This window comes from Microbacterium sp. 69-7, from assembly GCF_001897985.1.
Classification (GTDB): Bacteria; Actinomycetota; Actinomycetes; order Actinomycetales; family Microbacteriaceae; genus Microbacterium; species Microbacterium laevaniformans.
In genome coordinates, this window is sequence record NZ_MKRU01000096.1 from 1 (window position 1) to 20517 (window position 20517).

Here is a 20517-nt window from a genome sequence, read left to right on the forward strand (position 1 = left end):
CTGCGCGCGGAGGATGTGCCGCTGGAGCGGATCGCCAGGCTCGGCGCGTCGGTGGTCGCCGCGGTTGCCGAGAAGCGCACGACGTGGAGCCTCTGGAACCTGTACGCCGAGGCCGCACGGCAGACGATGGGCTGGCGCTTCACCGGCACGGAGGACCGCGAGGCGATCACTAGCATGATCGTCGATGCCGCAGAGCAGGCGTCCATCCGGCTCACCCCGCCCGAGCTTGCCTCCAGTCCCGCTGCGTTCCAGCGCACGGACGGCACGAGCGTGTTCCGGCCTCGCAACGCCGCCCGCTATAGCGGGGCCGCGGTGCTCGCTGCTGAGGATCGGCTGCTTGCACGCTCCCGCGAGCAGGTTGCACCGCGCCTGGCCGACGCAACCATCGCGCACGCGCTGCAACCCCGCCGTGGGCGCGCGCTCGGCGACGACCAGCGCGCCGCGCTCACCGCGATTGCGTCTTCCGGCCGGATGCTCGACCTGCTCATCGGCCCCGCAGGGGCGGGCAAGACCACCGCTCTGCGCGCGTTGCGGCGCGCATGGGAAGCCGAGCACGGGCACGGCTCGGTGGTCGGGCTCGCCCCGTCTGCCGTGGCCGCCGAGGTGCTGGCCGGGGATCTCGGCATCCCGACGGAGAACACCGCGAAGTGGTGGCAGACTTACCGCGACCACGGCATCGGCTTCACCGCCGGGCAGCTCGTGATCGTGGACGAGGCATCCCTCGCCGGAACGCTCGCCCTTGACCGGCTCGTGCGCGTCGCGGTCGACGCTGGGGTGAAGGTGCTGCTCGTGGGCGACACGGCGCAACTGCAATCCGTGGACGCCGGGGGAGCGTTCGGGCTGCTCGTCGCCGACCGCGACGACGTGCCCGAGCTGACCGACGTGCGACGCATCGCCGCAGCCTGGGAGAAGGAAGCCACGCTCGACCTTCGCCACGGGCGCATCGAGGCGATCGACACCTACCACGCCCACGGGCGCATCCATGCAGGGGAGGCCGAACGCATGGCTGATGCCGCCTACGCTTCGTGGCAGAGCGACCGCGTCGCAGGACTGGCGAGCATCCTCATTGCCGAGTCGAGCGCGATGGTCACTACCCTGAACCAGCGCGCCCGCGCCGACCTCATCCTCGCCGGGCAGGTCGACGCGCGCGCCGAGGTGCGGCTGCATGACCATACCGAGGCATCCGTCGGGGACGCGATCATCACCCGCCGCAACGACCGCGAGCTGCGCATCGGCCGCGGCTGGGTACGCAACGGCAGTCGATGGACGATCACCGCCATCGACGCCGATGGGTCGCTGCGGGTGCGTCCCGCCGGACGGCGCTGGGGCGCGACCCTAAGGCTCCCCGCTGAGTACGTCGCCGAGCACGTCCAACTCGGCTACGCCGTCACCGCGTACCGGGCGCAAGGCGTCACCGTCGACACCGGACACACGCTCATCGAGCCCGGCGCGACGCGCGAGAACTTCTACGTCGCCATGACCCGCGGAAGGCTCGTGAACACCGCCTACGTCTCGATCAACCGTCCCGACGACGACCACATCCATCCGCCCACCCAGGACACCAAGGCAGTCGCGGCCCGCAAGGTGCTCGCCGGGGTGCTCCAGCACGTTGGAGCCGAACTCTCAGCCCGCCAGATGATCGCCGCCGAGCAGGACGCCTGGGGCTCGGTCGGCCAGCTCGCCGCCGAGTACGAGACCATCGCCGCCGCCGCACAGCAGCAGAGATGGGAAGCCCTCGTGCGCGCCACCCGACTCACCGAGGCCGAAGCCGACGCCGCCATCGGATCGACCGCGTTCGGTGTGCTCGGTGCCGAGCTGCGCCGCGCCGAGGCGGACGGGTACGACACGGAGCGCCTGCTGCACGCGCTCGTCGCCTCGCGTCCGCTCGACGACGCCGAGGACGTGGCCGCGGTGCTCCACGAACGGGTGATCCGAGCCCTGGCGCGCGCGAACGGTGCGGGGCGCGTGCGCCAGCCCGCCGCGCCCATCGCTGGACTCATCACCCCGGCGCTCGGCACGATGGACGACGACATGCGCGCCGCGCTCCGCGAACGCGCCGCACTCATCGAGCAGCGGGCCGACGCGCTCGTCGCCGAAGCGGTCGAGGCGTCCGAGGCATGGGCCGCGGAACTCGGCCCGGAGCCCGCCGATCCGCAGCTTGCCGCGATTTGGCGACGCGAGGCGCGCACCGTCGCGGCCTACCGCGACACCTACGGCATCGCGGAGACCAGCGCGCTCGGACTCATCGGCGACGACGCGCGGCAGCACGCAGATGCCGCGCGAGCACGCGCCGCGATCCACCGCGCACGGCAGCTCGCGGCACGCGCAGCAGAACCGGAGTCCACGGTCACCGCGGTCGGGGTATCCGCGCCACGTCTGTAGTTGCCCTTCCGTGTGTCCGAGGTCGGGCGTACCCTGAGTGTCGAGGTAGTAGCCACGATTTCTAGGTCGCTTGCGACGGTCCTCTCGGGACGCTCACCACATGATCTACCTCCTCGGCGGAGCTACGCACCCTCTCAGGAGGCGGACATCATGCTCCGACTGCTCTGGAATCTCAGCATCCGAGTTCGGCTGTTCCTGCGGACGTACATGCCGACGAACATCCTGCTCAACGCGCTGCGGACGCGCCGCGGACTGAAGTGGGGTGTGCCCGCCATGCTGATCGCCGTGCCGTACCTGCTCGGCGCGTGGCTGCTGACCGTCTGGATCGCCGACGGCGGGCCGGGGTGGCTGAACCTGCTCGTGCTGCTGTTCATCTGGAACGCGCTGAAGTTCCTCGTCAACGGCCCGATCACGCTCGTCATTCTGATCCGGGCTCGCCTCGCCGAGCGGCGCGACGGCCGACTCGTCGAGCGCGAGTCGGCGGCTTACGCGGCGGGCGACGACCTTCCCATTCTCACCGCGACGCGACTCTGACTTGGACGCATCGGGATCGTCAACGGTACTGCAAGAGCGGCCCGCGCCCTGTCCGAAAACCTGTCCGTTTACTGTCCGTAGCCGTCCGTAAACGTCCAGAGGTACACTGAGCCCCAGACGGCAACTGCCGACTGGGGCTCAGTGAATTGCTGGTCTCAAGAACCGGAAGTGTGGCCCTGAGGGCCTCCCGGAATCAGACCCCGAAGTACAGCTCGTACTCGAACGGGTGCGGACGCGCGGCGAGCGGCTTGATCTCGTTCTCGATCTTGTACTCGATCCAGGTCTCGATCAGCTCGGGCGTGAACACACCGCCGGCGAGGAGGAACTCGTGGTCTGCACGAAGCGCCTCGAGCGAGTCGAGCAGCGAGTTCGGCACCTGCGGAATGTTCTTGGCCTCCTCGGGCGGCAGCTCGTAGAGGTCCTTGTCGACCGGCTCGTGCGGCTCGATGCGGTTCTTGATGCCGTCGAGGCCGGCCATCATCTGCGCCGCGAAGGCGAGGTAGGGGTTACCCGAGGCGTCGGGCGCGCGGAACTCGATGCGCTTGGCCTTCGGGTTGCTGCCCGTGATCGGGATGCGGATCGCGGCTGAGCGGTTGCCCGCGGAGTAGACCAGGTTGACCGGAGCCTCGTAACCCTTGACGAGACGCTTGTAGGAGTTGAGCGTCGGGTTGGTGAAGGCGAGAACGGCCGGCGCGTGCGCCAGCAGGCCACCGATATACCAGCGGGCGAGGTCGGACAGGCCGCCGTAGCCCTTCTCGTCGTAGAAGAGGGGCTTACCCTCGAGCCACAGCGACTGGTGGGTGTGCATGCCCGAGCCGTTGTCACCGAAGAGCGGCTTCGGCATGAAGGTCGCGACCTTGCCCCACTGCTCGGCGACGTTCTTGACGATGTACTTGAACTTCAGGATGTCGTCCGCCGCGTGCACCATCGTGTCGAAGCGGTAGTTGATCTCCTGCTGACCACCGGTGCCCACCTCGTGGTGCGCGCGCTCGAGGATGAGGCCGGACTCGATGAGGTGGAGGCTGATGTCGTCGCGGAGATCGGCCGTCTTGTCGACGGGGGAGACGGGGAAGTAGCCGCCCTTGTAGGCCGTCTTGTTGGCGAGGTTGCCGCCTTCTTCGGCGCGACCCGTGTTCCAGGCGCCCTCTTCGGAATCGACGCTGTAGAAGGAGGCGTTCTGCTTCACTTCATAGCGGACGTCGTCGAAGATGTAGAACTCCGCCTCGGGGGCGAAGAACGCGGTGTCGGCGATGCCCGTCGACGCGAGGTACTTCTCGGCCTTCTTGGCGACCTGACGCGGGTCCTTGCTGTAGATCTCGCCGTTGCGCGGGTTGTAGATGTCGAAGAGCATGATCAGCGTCTTCGCTTCGCGGAACGGGTCGAGGTAGGCCGTCGACACGTCGGGGATGAGCTGCATGTCCGACTCGTGGATGTTCGCGAAACCGCGGATCGACGAACCGTCGAACAGCTGGCCGACCGTGAAGAACTCCTCGTCGACGGTCGAGGCCGGGATGTTGAAGTGCTGCTGCACACCAGGCAGATCCGTGAACCGGATGTCGAGGAACTTGACGTCCTCGTCCTTGATGAACTTCAGAACCTCGGATGAATCTTTGAACATGGAGTCTCCAAGATCGGGTGTGGAACACGCCTGAACGGGATCAGGCCCGCCTCGACGCTATCGATGACCGGTTGCCCGGCAGTATCCCCCGTGTTTCGGGGATGTTACAGCGACGCGGATAAGCTGACCCGGTGACGGCAGGTACCTCCGACAATACGGGACATCGCGACAGCACCTATCCCGGGGAGCGACTCGGGCTGCCCCGGTCGGGCTCGGGGAGCATCGCGAGACTCGGTCGACGCGTCGGCGCTCTCGCCGTCGATCTGGCAACGGCGACATTGATCGCCTACGCGTTCTTCCCGGTCCTGGACGAGGTCACCGGGTTCCGGTACGCCAATCCGGTCGCGTCGAACCTGATCTTCGTCGCCGTGCAGGTGCTGTTCATCCCGACGCTCGGGGGAAGTCCGGGACATCGACTGTTCGGCATGCGGATCGTCCGTGTCGACGGGGGCTGGAGCGGCCTCTGGCGTCCGGTGGTGCGCACACTGCTGCTCGCCCTGATCATCCCCGCCGTGATCTGGGATGGCGATCACCGCGGCCTTCACGACAAGACCGCGGGGACGGTCCTCGTCCGCGGTTGAGGCTCAGCGCGGGCGCGGCGCGCGCGCACGCATCGGGTCGATGCCCTTCGGGATCGGCAGCGAGGTGACGGACTGCGAGACCGAGTCCACGCGCTTGACGACAGCGGCCATCGTCGTACGGTCGACCTTCTTGGGGAACGACTTGATGGTCGCGGAGAGCTTCGAGATGGGCACGTCGCCCTCACCGTGGCCGATGTACAGCACATTGATCGGAACGCCCGAGGCCACGCGCTGGACCTTCATCTTCTCGTCGTTGACGAGTCGGGTCAGCCGCCCCCGCGCGCCCTCGCCCACGATCACGACACCACCGCGGCCGATCACGCGGTAGACCGCGTCCTGCGTCTTCGGGTTGACCCCCACGGGCATCTCCGAGGCCACCCAGCTGCGGCCGAGCGAGGTCGACAGCACGTGACCGGCAGCTCCCGGCATCCCGTCGAGCTTGATGTACATCGCGCGGGTGGACAGACGTGTGAGCACGATCATGGCGCCCAAGAGACCGAACAGCAGGCCGGTGACACCCCACAGGATCACGCTCCAGATGGCCGCAGGCGGGATGAGGAACCCGATGAGGACGCCGATGCCGATTCCGACGACCACGACAGCGGCCAGCACCCACGGCAGCCAAGAGAATTCGGCCTTCGTGAAGGTGTAGAGCGAGCGGATCTGGGAGAAGAAGCCAGGGCCCTTGTCGGGTGCGGAACTGCGGGATGCCATGGCACACAGCCTACCGTCGCGGCGACACGGCGCACGCGCACGCGGTGCGACGAGAACTCCTCCCCAGCGTGGCGAACCCTTGGCGTCTGCACAGTTGACCCGCGCGGCGGCCGGCCCGGTCCACGAGCGGCGACACTCACGATATGAGCATCGATTCCGGTGTGCTCGCCCCGCCGCCGCTGCTGAGGACGCTGGGCGCCGCCGACGCCCCGTTTCCCGGCGACCTGCGCGCGGGCACGCCTCCGAGAGTGTGGGTGCCCCTGCAGGATCTGCCGAGCGAGATCTGGCGGGTACGGGGCGGCGAGCATGTGCTCGCCCCCGTCGACCTGGCGCGCACTCCGGACGGTCACGCCGCCCTGCTCCCGCACTGCCCGCACCGACTCATCACTCTCGTCGCCGGGCGTGTGTGGGAGGCGGGAGCGCTCGTCACCGCCGCCGTCAGTGTGCTGCGTGGCGCCGCCGAGGCAGAGCGCTGCGGGTTCACCGTCGGCTCCTGGTGGGTGGATGCCGACGGGTGTCCACTCCTCGCTGCGACCGGACCGGCCTGGCGGGACGATTCCGTCGCACTGCTGAAGGAGCTCGCCGAGGCTGCCGCGCCGGGTCTGCGGCAGGCGGTGCTCGACGCCGCGGAACTGATCAGCGAGGGTCGCATCACGCCGGGGCGGCGCGAGCGTGCGGAAGATGAGCTCTTCGCCGCCGCTGAACCGGCTCCTCTGCCGACCGCCGACGCGAACAGGGGGGTCGCGGCCATCCCGGCGCCGCGTCGGGCCGTACACCGCGGTCGAACCGGCGACGATCTCGCCTCGGATGCGTCGAGCTGGGTCGCGCCGCTCGTCGAGCGCGATCTTGCCGCTCGTGCGCTGAACGTCCTGGGCGATGTTCGCTCCGCGCTGAGGCGCACGATGAGCGCGACGCGCAGGCACGGGCTGACGGCGGTACGAGACCGGGCCGGACGCCGCGCCCTGTCGGCGACGACCACACGGGCGCACAAGGATCGTGCGCCACGCCGCCGCCGGCGATCCCCGCTGCTCGTGGCCGCTGCCGCGGCCGCGATCATCATCGCCGTGGGTCTCGCGTGGCCGGTCGACGAGAGCGCTTCATCCACGACGCCCGCGGCATCCACACCGTCGCTGGACAGCGGCGCCGTGTCCACCCCGGCGGCGACCCTCGACTCCGGCGCGTCGGATGCCGCAGCGCCTGCGCCGTCGCACAGCGCCGACGAAGGCGACATCGCGCGCCGCCTGCTTGCCGATCTCGCGTCATGCGCCCGGGAGCAGGTCGCCGACTGCTCCGACATTCTGGAGGACCCGAGCGCCGGCGTTCCTGACAGCGTCGTCGTCGAGGACGCTGAACTGCGCGAGGTCACCCTCCTCGACGAGTACGGCGGCGTGGCCGCCTATCGCGTCTCCGGCGGACAGCAGCCCAGCCAGGTGCTCGTTCTCGTGCAGGTCGACGGAAAATGGCTGATCCGCGACGTGTACGACGTCGCGGATCAGCCATGACATGCGAGCCCGTTGGCCGGGCGCGCGCTCAGATCCCCAGGTTGGCCTCGAAGTCCGCCGTCTCCAGGCGGGTCTTGACCGCACCCAGGAAGCGGGCCGCGTCGGCGCCGTCGACGATGCGGTGATCGTACGACAGTGCCAGATAGACGTAGGAGCGCACGGCGATCGCCTCGACGCCGTCGACCTTGACCACACCGGGCTCCTTCACGACCGCGCCTGTGCCGAGGATCGCGGACTGCGGAAGGAAGACGACCGGGGTGTCGAAGAGGGCGCCGCGGGAGCCGGTGTTGGTCACGGTGAACGTGCCACCGGCGAGCTCGTCGGGCTTCAGCTTGTTGTCGCGCGTGCGAGCGGCGAGGTCGGCGATCTCGGACGAGATCCCCGCCAGCGTCTTGGCGCCCGCGTCACGGAGAACGGGGGTCAGCAGGCCGCGCTCGGTGTCGACCGCGATCGAGATGTTCTCGGTGGCGGGGTAGACGATGTCGGTGCCGTCCACCGTGGCGTTGATCACCGGGAACGCCTGCAGCGCCTCGGCGGCAGCGAGGACGAAGAACGGCAGGAACGACAGCTTGCCGCCCGTCTTCGCGACGAAGTCCTTCTGGACCGCCGTGCGGTACGACGCGACCTTCGTGACGTCCACCTTCACGACCGTGGTGAGCTGGGCCGTCTGCTGCATCGAGGCAACCGCGCGCTCGGCGAGCACCTTGCGAAGACGGGACATCGGTTGGGTCGTACCGCGCAACGGCGAGACCTCGAGCGGGGCGGGTGCCGCCGCCGCAGGCGCGACGGCTGCGGCCGCAGGAGCGGCCTGGGCGGCCTCGGCCGCCTTGAGCACGTCTTCCTTGCGGATGCGACCGCCGACGCCGGTCCCCGTGACGGACGCCAGGTCCACGCCCTGCTGCTGCGCGAGTCGGCGCACGAGGGGAGTGACGTAGGTCGCCGCGTCGTCGGCAGGCGCGGCAGCGGGAGCAGGAGCAGCGGCCGGTGCAGGCGCCGCAGCGGGAGCAGGCGCCGCGGCGGGAGCAGGAGCGGCAGCGGCAGCAGGAGCGGCCGGTGCTTCGGCAGCCGGAGCAGGCGCAGCTGCCGCCGGGGCAGCGGCTGCAGGGGCACCCGAACCAATGCGCGCGAGCACGGCGCCGACGGCGACCGTCTCATCCTCGGCGACGAGGATCTCCTGCAGCGTGCCGGCGATCGGGGAAGGGATCTCGGTGTCGACCTTGTCGGTCGAGATCTCGAGGAGCGGCTCGTCGACCGCGACCTCTTCGCCGACCTGCTTGAGCCACCGGGTCACCGTTCCCTCGGTGACGCTCTCACCCAGCTCGGGAAGCACGACGTCCTTCGCGTCGCCGGACGGCGCCGCGGTGGCCTCAGGAGCCGCGGGAGCCTGTTCGGGGGCGGGAGCCGCTTCGGCCGGAGCCTGCTCAGCGGCGGGCTGCTCCGCGGCGGGCGCATCGTCGGACGGTGCGGCAGCCGAGCCGTCTCCGATCTTCGCGAGAACGGCGCCGACCTCGACGGTCTCGTCCTCAGCGACCAGGATCTCCTCGATCACGCCGCTGACGGGAGAGGGGATTTCGGTGTCGACCTTGTCGGTCGAGATCTCGAGCAGCCCTTCGTCGGCCTGGATCGTGTCACCGACCTTCTTGAGCCAACGGGTGACCGTTCCCTCGGTGACGCTCTCTCCGAGCGCGGGGAGGACCACGGATGTGCTCATGACTGTGTCTCCTTCAGAAGTTCGATGTCCGACAACTAGCTTAGTGACCCTCACGGGGCCGAAGCGGTGACGTGTCGGACGGGGGAGGAATGGTGGGTTTTCAGAGGGCGTGCAGAGGCTTGCCCGCGAGGGCGAGGAACGCCTCGCCGAGTGCCTCGCTCTGCGTCGGGTGCGCGTGCACGTACGGCGCGATGTCTTCCGGGTGCGCTTCCCAGGCGACGGCCAGCTGGCCCTCGCTGATGAGCTCGCCGACGCGATCGCCGACCAGATGGACGCCGATCACGGGCCCGTCGACCAGGCGGACGATCTTGACGATGCCGCCCGTGCCGATGATCTCGCTACGGCCGTTGCCGGCCAGGTTGTACTCAGAGACGGCGACCGCGTCACCGTGGGCGGCACGCGCGGCTGCCTCGGTGATGCCGACGGAGGCCACCTCGGGGTGCGAGTACGTGACCCGCGGGATGGTGTGCTCCGCGACCATGACGGGGCCGAGGCCCGCGATCTCCTCGGCCACGAAGATCCCCTGCTGAAAGCCACGGTGGGCCAGTTGCAAGCCGGGGACGATGTCGCCCGCCGCCCAGACGTGCGGGACCGATGTCCGCAGGCGCTCGTCCACGCTCACGAAGCCGCGCTCTAGAGCCACCCCCGCCTCATCGAATCCCATCCCGGCCGTCGACGGACCGCGTCCGACGGCCACGAGGAGGTAGTCCGCGCTCAGCTCGCTGCCGTCGGCCAGGACGATCGTGACCCCGGCATCCGTCTGCGAGACGGAGGCGAAGCGGGAACCGAGTCGAGAGACGATGCCGCGCTTGCGGAAGGCACGCTCCAGGGCTTTGCTCGAGGAGATGTCCTCCGCGGGCAGGAGGTGGTCGAGCGCCTCGACGATCGTGACCTCCGCACCCATCGATCGCCACGCGCTCGCGAACTCGACGCCGATGACCCCGCCGCCGAGGACGATGACCGACGCCGGCACCTCTGCGAGCGCGAGCGCCTCTTCGCTGGAGAGGACCCGGCCGCCGATCTCGATGCCGGGGAGGGTTCGCGTGTGCGAGCCGGTGGCGAGAAGGACGTCGGCACCGCGATAGGTGTCCTCGCCGACCGCGACGGCGGGACCGTCGTCGTCGACGACCAACCGTCCCTCTCCGGTGACCACCGTGATCCCGCGTGCCTTGATGAGGCCGGTGAGTCCCGCGAACTTCTTGGCGACGATGCCCTCGCGGAAAGCGGTGACCCCCGCCACGTCGATGCCCTCGAACGTCGCCGCCACGCCGACGCTCGACGCGTCACGGACGGCATCGGCGATCTCTGCCGCATGCAGGATCGCCTTGGTCGGGATGCAGCCGCGATGAAGGCACGTGCCGCCGAGCTTGTCCTTCTCGACGAGGGTGACCGAGCGACCGAGCTCGGCCGCGCGGATCGCCGCTGCGTATCCGGCCGACCCGCCGCCCAGGACGACGAGATCGGAGTGGTGTGCGGTCATCGTGCGTCTCCTTCGACGAATGCGAGCAGGGATCGAACGGTGGCCGCGGTGGGGCCCTTGTCCGTGGCACCGGTCGCGGATTTGGTGCTCCCGCTGCCGGCGATGTCCAGGTGCACCCAGGGGATGCGAGGCGCGTCCGCGTCGTCGGAGACACGCCCGACGAACCGCTGGAGGAAGAGTCCGGCGAACAGCGAACCGCCCGTCGGGTCGCCGATCTTCGCGTTGACGAGGTCGGCGATGGGGGAGTCGAGCTCCTCTTCCATATGCGCCGGCAGCGGGAGCGGCCAGGCCAGCTCGTCCGCGGACTCCGCCGCATCCAGGTACTCGGCAACCGCTTCCTCCGAGCCCATGACGCCGGTGTGGCGAGAGCCCAGCGCCACCGAGATGGCTCCGGTGAGCGTGGCGACGTCGACGATCACGTCCGGGTGCGTGCGGCTGGCCGCGACGAGACCGTCGGCCAGGACGAGCCGTCCCTCGGCGTCGGTGTTCAGCACCTCGACAGTGGTGCCGCCCAGAATCCGCAGCACGTCTCCGGGACGCGTTGCTCGTCCCGACGGCATGTTGTCGGCGAGACACAGCCATCCCGACACGCGCACCGGCAGACGCAGCTGCGCGGCCGCACGGACCACGGCCAGAACCGTCGCCGCACCGGCCATGTCGTACTTCATGCCCACCATTCCCGCGGGCGGCTTGAGCGAGAGCCCACCGGTGTCGAAGGTGATGCCCTTGCCGACGATGGCGACGTGGCGCTCGGCATCCGCAGGGGAGTAGTCGAGTCGCACGAGACGGGGCGGTCGGTCCGACCCCTGCCCCACGCCGAGGATGCCCCCGTAGCCGTCAGCGGCGAGCTGCTCCTCATCGAGGACGACGACGTCCACGGGGAGCTCCGCCAGCGCCTCCCGAGCGGCATCCGCGACATCCTGCGGCCCCAGCCACTCGGCCGGGGTGTGGACGAGATCCTTGACGAGCGCGGCGGCAGCGCCGACGGCCTGCGCTCGAGCCAGCGCCGAGGCGGCGGGGGGACGCTCACCACGAATGACCACGTGTGACGCGCGAGCGGCAGCGGCAACCGACTTGTACCCGTCGAAGCGGTACGCGCCGAGCGCGGCGCCCTCCGCCACGGCTCGCCACCCGTCCTCATCGACTGCCGGGGCTTCGACGGCCACGGTGTCGAAGCCGGTCGTCGTTCTCAGAGCGGCGCCGACCGCTTCACGCAGCGCCGCGGTGTCGGGCGCGGGTCCGGTGCCGACGACGATCAGGGGCAGCGACGTCGCCTCCGGCGCGTAGGCGCGCACCGTTGCGCCGAGAGCGCCCGAGAAGCCCACGGCGTTCAACGCCGGGGCCAGCCCCGGCCACTGGTCGAGAGCACCCGCATCATGATCGAGGGGAGGGAGGGCGAGCACGAGGGCATCGGCCTTCGTCTCGCGCAGCGGATCGGTCGTGTACGACAGCTCGGGAAACGCCATGACCTCCATCCTAGGTTTGCGTCCTCCGGGGTCGGCGACGCTCGAGGGCGGCGAGCCGCACCCCGCGTGTTCGCTGTCAGCGGCACGCGGACCTGCGCCCGGGGAAGGCTCGTACAGTGGACTCATGCCCTTGAGCGGTCCCCTGTACGAGCGTGTGGCGTCGGCCCCACCGGTCCCTGCCGACCTTCCGCTGGTGATCGTGCTGACCGGGTTCACGGATGCCGGGGGCGCCGTCTCGCAGATGGTGGCGATGTTCCGCGACGACCTCGAGCCGGCGCCGATCGTGACGTTCTCGGCCGACGTGCTCCTGGATTACCGCGCGCGCCGCCCGACGATCACCTTCGACGCCGACCATCTCGCCGACTACCGCCCGCCGCGCCTGGAGCTCTCGCTCGCGCATGATGCGCTCGGTCAGCCCTTCGTTCTGCTGGCGGGGTACGAGCCGGACTTCGCCTGGGAAGCATTCACCGAGACGGTCGTGGGCTTGGCCGAAGGGTTGCAGGTGTCGTCGGTGACGTGGGTGCACGCCATTCCCATGCCTGTACCGCACACGCGCCCGATCGGCACGACGGTGAGCGGGACGCGCGCCGACCTGACACAGGCGCACTCGGTGTGGCAGCCTCACACGCAGGTGCCGGCGACGGTCGGTCATCTCCTGGAGCACCGCTTCGCGCAGAGCGGAGCCTCGGTCGCAGGATTCGTGCTTCTGGTGCCCCATTACCTCGCCGACACCGACTACCCGGCCGCCGCACTGGCGGGACTGGACAGCCTCTCGGTGGCCAGTGGCCTCGTCTTCAACGTCGACGATGTGCGCGAGGAGAACCGAGAGTACGTCGCGAAGGTCGACGACCAGGTTGAGGGCAACGCCGAGCTGACCTCCATGCTGCACGCTCTGGAAGAGCGTTACGACGCGTACATGGCTGGATCGAACCTCGGTCAGCCGATCATCCACCCCGGTGATCTGCCCAGCGCAGACGAGCTCGCTGCGGAACTGGAGCGCTTCCTCGCTGACCGTCGCACCGACGACCACCGCCGGGACGACGACCGCCGAGGCGACGACTGGCGCGGTGAGGACCGCCGCGGTCGACGCTGAGCGGAATGCGCAGCGTCCCCGCGATGTTATGGATGCTGTGGGGATCCTGACGGACTGTTGCGCACGGTCTGTCCGATGATGTATGCGACAATGGAAACCTGACCCGTTGTCGAACCGGGGTCGGCTCGTGACGAGGCGACTGCGGACTTGACAAGGGTCTTACTCCTGTCCGAAAACCCGGCGCGTGCGTCGGTGAAAGGCAAGACGTGACCTCAGGCACGAAGACCACCCGCTCCCGCAAGGTCGAGGAGGAGGAAGCCACGGAGTCCGCCACGGAACAGGCGACGACCACGACCGCCGCCAAGAAGGCGACGTCGAAGGCTCCGGCCAAGGCGAAGGCGGCGCCCAAGAAGGCGTCGAAGAAGACCGCGGACGACGACGAAGAGATCGACGACGACGTCGAGCTCGATGACACCGACATCGAGGACGCCGCGGACGACGAGTCCGGCGATGATGCTGCCGAGGCGTCGACCGGAGCCGCCGGCAAGAAGGGCGAGGACGACGACGAGGATGAGGACGGCACGACGAAGCCTGCATTCTCCGAGCCGCTCCCCACGGGCGCCATCGTCATTTCCTCGAGCGACGAGGACGATGTTCCCGTCTACTCGACACAGATCACCGGCGCGACCGCCGACCCCGTCAAGGACTACCTGAAGCAGATCGGTAAGGTCCCGCTGCTGAACGCGGCCGAAGAGGTCGAGCTCGCGATGCGGATCGAGGCGGGTCTGTTCGCCGAAGAGAAGCTCTCGCACATGTCGGCGTCGGAGAAGTCGAGCCAGCTCGGGCTGGACCTCCAGTGGGTCGCTCGCGACGGCCAGCGCGCCAAGAGCCACCTGCTCGGCGCCAACCTGCGCCTGGTCGTCTCCCTCGCCAAGCGCTACACGGGCCGCGGCATGCAGTTCCTGGACCTGATCCAGGAGGGCAACCTGGGCCTCATCCGCGCGGTCGAGAAGTTCGACTACACCAAGGGCTTCAAGTTCTCGACGTATGCCACCTGGTGGATCCGTCAGGCGATCACGCGCGCCATGGCCGACCAGGCTCGCACGATCCGTATCCCCGTTCACATGGTCGAGGTCATCAACAAGCTTGCGCGCGTGCAGCGTCAGATGCTGCAGGACCTCGGCCGCGAACCCACGCCCGAAGAGCTCAGTCGCGAACTCGACATGACCCCCGAAAAGGTCATCGAGGTGCAGAAGTACGGGCGCGAGCCGATCTCGCTGCACACCCCCCTGGGTGAGGACGGCGACAGCGAGTTCGGTGACCTCATCGAGGACACCGAGGCGGTCGTCCCGGCGGATGCCGTCGGGTTCACCATGCTGCAGCGTCAGCTCGAGTCGCTGCTGGACTCGCTGAGCGAGCGCGAGGCGGGTGTGATCCGCATGCGCTTCGGCCTCGGTGATGGACAGCCCAAGACGCTCGACCAGATCGGCGATACCTTCGGCGTCACGCGCGAGCGCATTCGTCAGATCGAGTCGAAGACCATGGCGAAGCTCCGACACCCCTCGCGATCGCAGTCGCTGCGGGACTACCTCGAATGAGCGGGGAGCTTCCCAACGACGGCAAGGCGCTCACCGTCACCATCGAGGGGACGACGTTCGCACGGATTCCGATCCGCACGCGCGTCGTCATGCCCGGTGACGATCTCGACGAGGTCGTCACCGCGTACGCAGCCGACCAGGTGACGGACGGCGACCTGCTGTTCATCACGGAGAAGATCGTCGCGATCACGCAGGGCCGTTCCTACACGCTCGACGAGATCCGCCCACGCCGCCTGGCGCACTTCCTGTCGAAGTACGTGACGAAGACCTCCTACGGTATCGGGCTCGGCATGCCGGAAACGATGGAGATGGCCCTTCGGGAGTGCGGCACCCCGCGGATCCTCTTCGCTGCGGCGATCAGCGCGGTGACGAAGGCGTTCGGACGCCGCGGCGACTTCTACCGCATCGCCGGCGACAAGGCGCGCGCGATCGACGGTCCGACCAACGGGACCATCCCGCCGTACGACCGCGCGGTCGTTCTGGGCCCGACGCGCCCGGCTGAGGTGGCCGCACGCGTTCAGGCGCTGCTCGGCGGGAACGTGCAGGTCGCGGTCGTCGACATCAACGACATCGGCGGGAACATTCTCGGCTCGACGCTCGACAAGGCGGGGGAGCGTCAGCTCGTCCGCATCCTTGCGGACAACCCCCTGGGCCAGGGCCGCGAGTCCACCCCCCTCGGCATCATCCGGGCGGCGTGACACCGCGCTGAAAAGTGCGAAACGCCGGCGACCTCCGTGAGAGGCGCCGGCGTTTCTCGTCGGTGATCAGAAACCCATTGCAGCGCGGTAGCGGGGAAGATGCCCGTGGCGGATCCCCGTCGCGGAGGGCTTGTTCTCGAACACGCCCGCACCCCAGTTGCCCTCGACCAAGACCGGGCCGGTCGGAGTGACGACGACGTCCCAGCCGACGTAGCGCACCTCGGGGATCACCAGCGCCACGTCGGTGATGAGCGCACGCACCTCGTCCATCATCGGCAGCCGGTAGTCGGCGATGCGGAAGCCGGTGTCCGGGTGGGTCTCGAAGAGCTCGCCCGACGTCGAGTAGCCCATCCCCATGGCGCGCCCGTCTTCGTGGAGGGCGGTGTAGAATCCGCCGAACGATGCCTGGTCGCTGACCTGACCGCGCCCGAACTTCTGCGCCATGTTGATGATCGCGACCGTTCCGTCATCCTTGACGAAGGTCGTGACGCGGGTCGTGTTGGCCGTGCCGGGAGCGATGGCTTCGAGGTCCGGATGCTGCATGATGCGCTCTTCGATCAGGACCTCGCCCTTCGCCAGCAGCTCAGCGTGGAACGCCTCCCAATCGGCGACGGCGCTCGCGTCATAGCGGCGCACCCCGAGTCCGGACTTGCTCACGGGGACCTTGGCGATGAACACGGGATGCCGCTGGGCGAAGGCCGCGAGCTGGTCAGCATTGCCGGCGACGAGCTCGAGCCACTCTCGGCCCAGGAAACGATCGAAATCGCGATTGAAGTCCACTTTGTTGTGGAAGCGATGGACCTGAGCCGGATCGTCGTAGCGGTTCGAGAGCTCCAGTGCGAGGGGACTGGTCACCCATGTGGCCCGCTCGGCGCGCGTCAGGATGGCGAAATCGAACTCCATGTAGTCGTTGAATCCGACGCGATGGCGCGCCGCCGACCAGAGCATGTCGACGAACACCAGCGGATAGCTCTTCCCGTGCACGCGCGCAGTGAAACGCGCCCTCTCACGCACCGATGCGAGATCGAGCCCGCGGGCACGCTCGAAGAGCACTTCGAAACGGTGCAGGAGAGGAAGGCCTCGAGGCGCCATGACAGAGTCCTTCCGGGGACGGACGGAAAAGGGGAACTCCGCCAGTCTACGTGTGAGGGCTCAGCGCGCGTCGGCCAGACGAGCCGTCTCGTCGTGCCACGACGTCGCGATTGCGCGCAGCTTCTCTTCATACTTGCGTCCGTGGTGCGCGCAGAACAGTAGTTCGCTGCCGTTGACTTCGGCCGCGATGTAGGCCTGGGCTCCGCACGAGTCGCAACGGTCCGTCGCGGTCAGTCGGTACTCGAGGACGTCAGGCTCAGCGGTGGTCGACATGCTCATTTCGGTTCCTCCTCGGTACATGAGATGCGGTGCGGTGTCATGACATACAACCATGCCGCGAGCTCAGCAATGCCGCGATCCGGTCACATTTCGCTGTGCGCGTACCCCGCCTCCGTCGCCATCGCCCGCGGTAGGAGGTGCTTCTGTGTGTCGCGGCGCGGGTGTCCGTGGGGCTGGATACGCTTGAGGATTGTGACCGCCGAGTATTCCGCCCACCACCTCCAGGTGCTTGAGGGCCTGGAGGCTGTCCGCAAGCGTCCCGGCATGTATATCGGCTCGACCGACTCCCGCGGGCTCATGCACTGCGTGTGGGAGATCATCGACAACTCGGTCGACGAAGCCCTCGCCGGCTACGGCTCACGAATCGACATCGTCCTGCACTCCGACGGCAGCGTCGAGGTCCGCGACCGCGCACGCGGCATCCCTGTCGACATCGAGCCGCGAACCGGGCTCAGCGGCGTGGAGGTCGTGTTCACCAAGCTGCACGCCGGCGGCAAGTTCGGCGGCGGCTCCTACGCGGCATCCGGCGGTCTGCACGGTGTGGGCGCCTCCGTCGTCAACGCATTGTCCGAGCGTCTGGACGTCGAAGTCGACCGGGGCGGCAAGACCTATGCGATGTCGTTCCGTCGCGGAGAGCCCGGCCTGTTCGCAGGCCCGGGGCCGGAGTCGCCGTTCACCCCGTTCGAGAAGGCCTCGCAGTTGCGTGTCATCGGCACGGCGCCCAAAGGCGTCACCGGGACGCGCATCCGCTACTGGGCCGACCGTCAGATCTTCACCAAGGACGCGACGTTCCATGCGGAAGAGCTGGAGCAGCGGGCGCGCCAGACGGCCTTCCTCATCCCCGGCCTCGAGATCGCGATCGTCGATCAGCGCGGCGAGGAGCCCGTCGAGACGTCTCATCGATACGACGGAGGCATCTCGGAGTTCGCGGACTTCCTCGCACCGGATGCCGCGATCACGGACACCTGGCGTCTGACCGGAGTCGGCACATTCACCGAAACCGTCCCCGTGCTGCAGGCCGGTGGAGCGATGGTGCCGACGGAGGTCGAACGCGAGTGCGAGGTCGACATCGCGCTGCGTTGGGGGACAGGCTACGAAACAGTCACGCGCTCGTTCGTGAACATCATCTCGACGCCGAAGGGCGGAACCCATCAGACCGGCTTCGAGCAGGGGCTGATGAAGGTCGTCCGCGGCCAGGTCGAGCAGAACGCGCGACGCCTCAAGGTCGGCGCGGGGGAGAAGCTCGAGAAGGACGACATCACTGCCGGCCTGACGGCTGTTCTCACTGTTCGACTGCCCGAACCGCAGTTCGAGGGCCAGACGAAGGAGATCCTGGGCACGCCCGCGGTTCGCGCCATCGTCGCGAATGTGGTCGCCAAGGAGCTCGCCGAGCGATTCTCGTCGAGCAAGCGCGACGACAAGGCGCAGACCGCGCTGCTGCTCGACAAGGTCGTGTCCGAGATGAAGGCGCGCATCTCGGCTCGCACGCACAAGGAGACCCAGCGTCGTAAGAACGCCCTCGAGTCGTCGTCGTTGCCGGCGAAGCTCGCCGACTGTCGAACCTCGGATGTCGAGCAGTCGGAGTTGTTCATCGTCGAGGGTGACTCGGCCCTCGGCACGGCGAAGCTCGCGCGCAACAGCGAGTATCAGGCGCTGCTGCCCATTCGCGGCAAGATCCTCAATGTCCAGAAAGCGTCGATCAGCGACATGCTCTCGAACGCGGAATGCGCGGCGATCATTCAGACGATTGGGGCCGGCTCCGGTCGAAGCTTCGACCTCGATGCGGCGCGCTACGGCAAGATCATCCTGATGAGCGACGCCGACGTTGACGGCGCGCACATCCGCACGCTTCTGCTGACGCTGTTCTTCCGCTACATGCGCCCTCTCATCGAAGCCGGCCGCGTATACGCTGCCGTGCCGCCGCTGCACCGCGTCATCGTGGTCAATCCGGGCTCGAAGCCGAACGAGACGATCTACACGTACTCGGAGCAGGAGCTGCACACTCTCCTCACGAAGGTGCAGAAGTCGGGACGGCGCTGGCAGGAGCCGGTGCAGCGCTACAAGGGACTCGGCGAGATGGATGCCGATCAGCTGGCCGAGACGACGATGGACCGTGCGGGGCGACTGCTGCGGCGCGTACGCGTTCAGGATGCCGAGGCGGTCTCGGGAGTGTTCGAGCTGCTCATGGGGAGCGATGTGGCACCGCGACGCGACTTCATCGTCACCTCCAGCGACCGACTCAACCGTGAGGCCATCGACGCCTGACCGCCGGCGTCATCGGGGCCCGCTCTCGCGGAGCCCAGAAAAGACGCGGGGCCCGAGGCCGATCTGGGGGGATTCGGTCTCGGGCCATCGCCGCGGCTACGGGGGACATCCGGATGACGTCGAGCCCCGAACGGTCTCTTCGTCCCCGAAATCACGGACGTCTCGCGCCGTGCCCTGTGAAGAACCGACTGGGGATCAGTTCTTCGGCTAGCAAAAGGTTAGGCGCGCATAGGCGCCGCCAACGTGAACCATCGGCGGATTCGACTGCGACTTTCGTCTACTTTGACGCTGCGCGCTGAAATGTCGTGCTGATCAGCCCGAGAGCGGGAGTGAGGCGCTGACGACCCAGCCCTGGGACTTTCGTTCCGATTCGAAAGTGCCACCGAAAAGTCGGAAGCGCTCACGAAGACGCATGATGCCGTAACCCGACGTGCGGGCAGGCGGCGAGTCGTCGGCAAAGGTGAGGTGCACCCAACCACGCTCGACCCGAAGGACGATGGAGACGGTGTGGGCGCCGGTGGCGTGCTTGAGCACGTTCGTTGCACTCTCGCGGATCACGCGGGTGAGAGCAACGAGGGATGCACTCGGCAGCCGCAGGTCAGAGGGGACATCCGCGGTCACCGCAATGCCCGCCTGTCCGAGTTCTTTCGTGACGGCGGCGATGGTGCCCGTGATCCCGTCCGGCGAAGACACGCGTTCGGGGGAGAGGTTCTCTTCACCTCGAACCATCCCGAGCACGCGACGGATGTCGGTGAGCGCCTGAACCGCCGCTTCGCGGATCGCCGTCTGCGACTGCGACCGCGTCTGCATGTCTTCGGTGCGGTCCAAGACCGCGGCGTGCAGAGCGACGATGGTGATCTCGTGCGCGACGATGTCGTGCAGTTCGTCGGCGATGAGGTCTCGTTCGTGTTTGAGCTGCTCCGCGACCTCTCGCTCGCTCACTTCGAGTTGCAATGCCAAAGATTGTGCCCTCTCGAACTGCCGCCGAATCGCCAGCCCGATCAGGAGACTCACGAGGCTGAGAAGTGCTATGACTAATCCGCCTAGAGGTTGGAAGCCGGACTCGGGTCTGCCGAGAACCGCTAGTAGCCATCCACCGAGCGAAACCGCGTAAAGCAACGTCAGCGCTGCGCTGCAGGTGTAGCTGACAAGTCCCAGGATCGCCGCACCGGCAATCAGGCTGTCCGCAACCCCCGCCGCACCGGCCACGGCTGCCGCAGCGATAAGAACTATGGTAGCCACCGGAGGACGCCACACGAAGATCCCGACGGCCAGCGTGATGCTGGTGGTCACGATCGCCGAGGTTATGCTGCTCGCGCCGCCCACGGTCGCTCGAAAAAGGGAGTCGATCACGATCGCCGTAACGACGAGAATGATGACAAGTCGCCGAACCACAGGGCTCAGCGATTGATACGCCCAGAAGGGCGTCCGCACGTAGCGGAGGACGTTGTCTCGGACGGAGGTCACCTCGCGATTATCTCGCGAACCCACCATCACTTACTTCCAGATGCCCAGCTGCTGACCGATCCAGTACCACATGTGTTTCACCTCCTGCAATCTCTCG

At 68.1% G+C, this 20517-nt stretch carries 16 protein-coding genes; 8 read left to right on the forward strand and 8 right to left on the reverse strand.

Annotated elements, in window-relative coordinates:
- Both BGN98_RS11765 and BGN98_RS11770 read left to right on the forward strand, forming a co-directional pair.
- A partial coding sequence (locus BGN98_RS11765) for an AAA family ATPase (RefSeq protein WP_288121493.1) occupies positions 1-2382 on the forward strand: 2382 nt, incomplete at its 5' end.
- 150 nt (positions 2383-2532) lie between these two features.
- On the forward strand, positions 2533-2916 hold the full coding sequence (locus BGN98_RS11770) for a sulfate permease (protein ID WP_125131914.1): 384 nt from the start codon (positions 2533-2535) through the stop codon (positions 2914-2916).
- Positions 2917-3109: 193 nt separating this feature from the next.
- Here the strand turns inward: BGN98_RS11770 and glnA are convergent, their stop codons facing one another.
- Positions 3110-4534: a type I glutamate--ammonia ligase gene (gene glnA / locus BGN98_RS11775; protein ID WP_005049465.1), complete on the reverse strand. Its 1425-nt coding sequence runs from the start codon at positions 4532-4534 to the stop codon at positions 3110-3112.
- A 131-nt stretch (positions 4535-4665) separates the two neighbouring features.
- On the opposite strand from glnA, the gene BGN98_RS11780 reads away from it, so the two are divergent.
- Positions 4666-5115, forward strand: coding sequence for an RDD family protein (locus BGN98_RS11780; RefSeq protein WP_005049466.1), 450 nt, complete (start codon positions 4666-4668; stop codon positions 5113-5115).
- Positions 5116-5118: 3 nt separating this feature from the next.
- On the opposite strand, the gene BGN98_RS11785 is transcribed toward BGN98_RS11780, so the two are convergent.
- The gene (locus tag BGN98_RS11785; RefSeq protein ID WP_005049467.1) at positions 5119-5829 is read right to left on the reverse strand and encodes a DUF4191 domain-containing protein; all 711 of its coding nucleotides are present in this window, start codon (positions 5827-5829) and stop codon (positions 5119-5121) included.
- A gap of 143 nt (positions 5830-5972) precedes the next feature.
- Between BGN98_RS11785 and BGN98_RS11790 the strand changes: the two genes are divergently transcribed.
- Positions 5973-7331 (forward strand): hypothetical protein, encoded by a 1359-nt coding sequence (locus tag BGN98_RS11790; RefSeq protein WP_005049468.1) that lies wholly within the window; start codon positions 5973-5975, stop codon positions 7329-7331.
- A 28-nt stretch (positions 7332-7359) separates the two neighbouring features.
- Here the strand turns inward: BGN98_RS11790 and sucB are convergent, their stop codons facing one another.
- The 3 genes from sucB to BGN98_RS11805 all read right to left on the reverse strand — a co-directional run bounded on the left by sucB (position 7360) and on the right by BGN98_RS11805 (position 11988).
- Entirely contained in the window at positions 7360-9042 is a 1683-nt protein-coding gene (gene sucB, locus BGN98_RS11795) for a 2-oxoglutarate dehydrogenase, E2 component, dihydrolipoamide succinyltransferase (RefSeq protein WP_288121494.1), read from the reverse strand.
- Positions 9043-9142: 100 nt separating this feature from the next.
- A complete protein-coding gene (gene lpdA, locus BGN98_RS11800; RefSeq protein WP_016465204.1) occupies positions 9143-10522 on the reverse strand; it encodes a dihydrolipoyl dehydrogenase in 1380 nt (459 codons plus the stop codon).
- Positions 10519-11988, reverse strand: a complete 1470-nt coding sequence (locus BGN98_RS11805; protein WP_288121495.1) for a leucyl aminopeptidase — start codon at positions 11986-11988, stop codon at positions 10519-10521. The genes lpdA and BGN98_RS11805 overlap by 4 nt, the downstream gene beginning before the upstream one ends.
- 124 nt (positions 11989-12112) lie before the next feature.
- On the opposite strand from BGN98_RS11805, the gene BGN98_RS11810 reads away from it, so the two are divergent.
- The 3 genes from BGN98_RS11810 (at position 12113) to BGN98_RS11820 (ending at position 15317) form a co-directional block, all read left to right on the forward strand.
- Positions 12113-13081 (forward strand): proteasome assembly chaperone family protein, encoded by a 969-nt coding sequence (locus BGN98_RS11810; RefSeq protein ID WP_016465206.1) that lies wholly within the window; start codon positions 12113-12115, stop codon positions 13079-13081.
- Between the two features lie 206 nt (positions 13082-13287).
- Positions 13288-14619: an RNA polymerase sigma factor gene (locus tag BGN98_RS11815; protein ID WP_005049475.1), complete on the forward strand. Its 1332-nt coding sequence runs from the start codon at positions 13288-13290 to the stop codon at positions 14617-14619.
- Positions 14616-15317, forward strand: a complete 702-nt coding sequence (locus BGN98_RS11820; RefSeq protein ID WP_005049476.1) for a coenzyme F420-0:L-glutamate ligase — start codon at positions 14616-14618, stop codon at positions 15315-15317. Before BGN98_RS11815 ends, BGN98_RS11820 begins: the two co-directional genes overlap by 4 nt.
- A gap of 66 nt (positions 15318-15383) precedes the next feature.
- Here BGN98_RS11820 and BGN98_RS11825 read toward each other — a convergent pair whose 3' ends face one another.
- Together BGN98_RS11825 and BGN98_RS11830 are read right to left on the reverse strand one after the other, a co-directional pair.
- Entirely contained in the window at positions 15384-16409 is a 1026-nt protein-coding gene (locus BGN98_RS11825) for a sugar-transfer associated ATP-grasp domain-containing protein (RefSeq protein ID WP_005049477.1), read from the reverse strand.
- 60 nt (positions 16410-16469) lie between these two features.
- Positions 16470-16688 carry a DUF7455 domain-containing protein gene (locus tag BGN98_RS11830; protein WP_005049478.1) on the reverse strand — a complete coding sequence of 73 codons (219 nt, stop codon included), beginning with the start codon at positions 16686-16688 and terminating at the stop codon, positions 16470-16472.
- Between the two features lie 192 nt (positions 16689-16880).
- On the opposite strand from BGN98_RS11830, the gene BGN98_RS11835 reads away from it, so the two are divergent.
- Positions 16881-18953 (forward strand): DNA gyrase/topoisomerase IV subunit B, encoded by a 2073-nt coding sequence (locus BGN98_RS11835; protein WP_043340223.1) that lies wholly within the window; start codon positions 16881-16883, stop codon positions 18951-18953.
- A gap of 312 nt (positions 18954-19265) precedes the next feature.
- On the opposite strand, the gene BGN98_RS11840 is transcribed toward BGN98_RS11835, so the two are convergent.
- A complete protein-coding gene (locus BGN98_RS11840) occupies positions 19266-20447 on the reverse strand; it encodes a sensor histidine kinase (RefSeq protein WP_288121496.1) in 1182 nt (393 codons plus the stop codon).
- Positions 20448-20517 lie beyond the last annotated feature (70 nt).

Coding starts and splice junctions, on each gene's coding strand:
- BGN98_RS11770 (WP_125131914.1), top strand. CDS start 2,533: ATGCTCCGACTGCTCTGGAATCTCAGCATCCGAGTTCGGCTGTTCCTG.
- glnA (WP_005049465.1), bottom strand. CDS start 4,534: ATGTTCAAAGATTCATCCGAGGTTCTGAAGTTCATCAAGGACGAGGAC.
- BGN98_RS11785 (WP_005049467.1), bottom strand. CDS start 5,829: ATGGCATCCCGCAGTTCCGCACCCGACAAGGGCCCTGGCTTCTTCTCC.
- BGN98_RS11790 (WP_005049468.1), top strand. CDS start 5,973: ATGAGCATCGATTCCGGTGTGCTCGCCCCGCCGCCGCTGCTGAGGACG.
- sucB (WP_288121494.1), bottom strand. CDS start 9,042: ATGAGCACATCCGTGGTCCTCCCCGCGCTCGGAGAGAGCGTCACCGAG.
- lpdA (WP_016465204.1), bottom strand. CDS start 10,522: ATGACCGCACACCACTCCGATCTCGTCGTCCTGGGCGGCGGGTCGGCC.
- BGN98_RS11805 (WP_288121495.1), bottom strand. CDS start 11,988: ATGGCGTTTCCCGAGCTGTCGTACACGACCGATCCGCTGCGCGAGACG.
- BGN98_RS11810 (WP_016465206.1), top strand. CDS start 12,113: ATGCCCTTGAGCGGTCCCCTGTACGAGCGTGTGGCGTCGGCCCCACCG.
- BGN98_RS11820 (WP_005049476.1), top strand. CDS start 14,616: ATGAGCGGGGAGCTTCCCAACGACGGCAAGGCGCTCACCGTCACCATC.
- BGN98_RS11825 (WP_005049477.1), bottom strand. CDS start 16,409: ATGGCGCCTCGAGGCCTTCCTCTCCTGCACCGTTTCGAAGTGCTCTTC.
- BGN98_RS11830 (WP_005049478.1), bottom strand. CDS start 16,688: ATGAGCATGTCGACCACCGCTGAGCCTGACGTCCTCGAGTACCGACTG.
- BGN98_RS11840 (WP_288121496.1), bottom strand. CDS start 20,447: ATGGTGGGTTCGCGAGATAATCGCGAGGTGACCTCCGTCCGAGACAAC.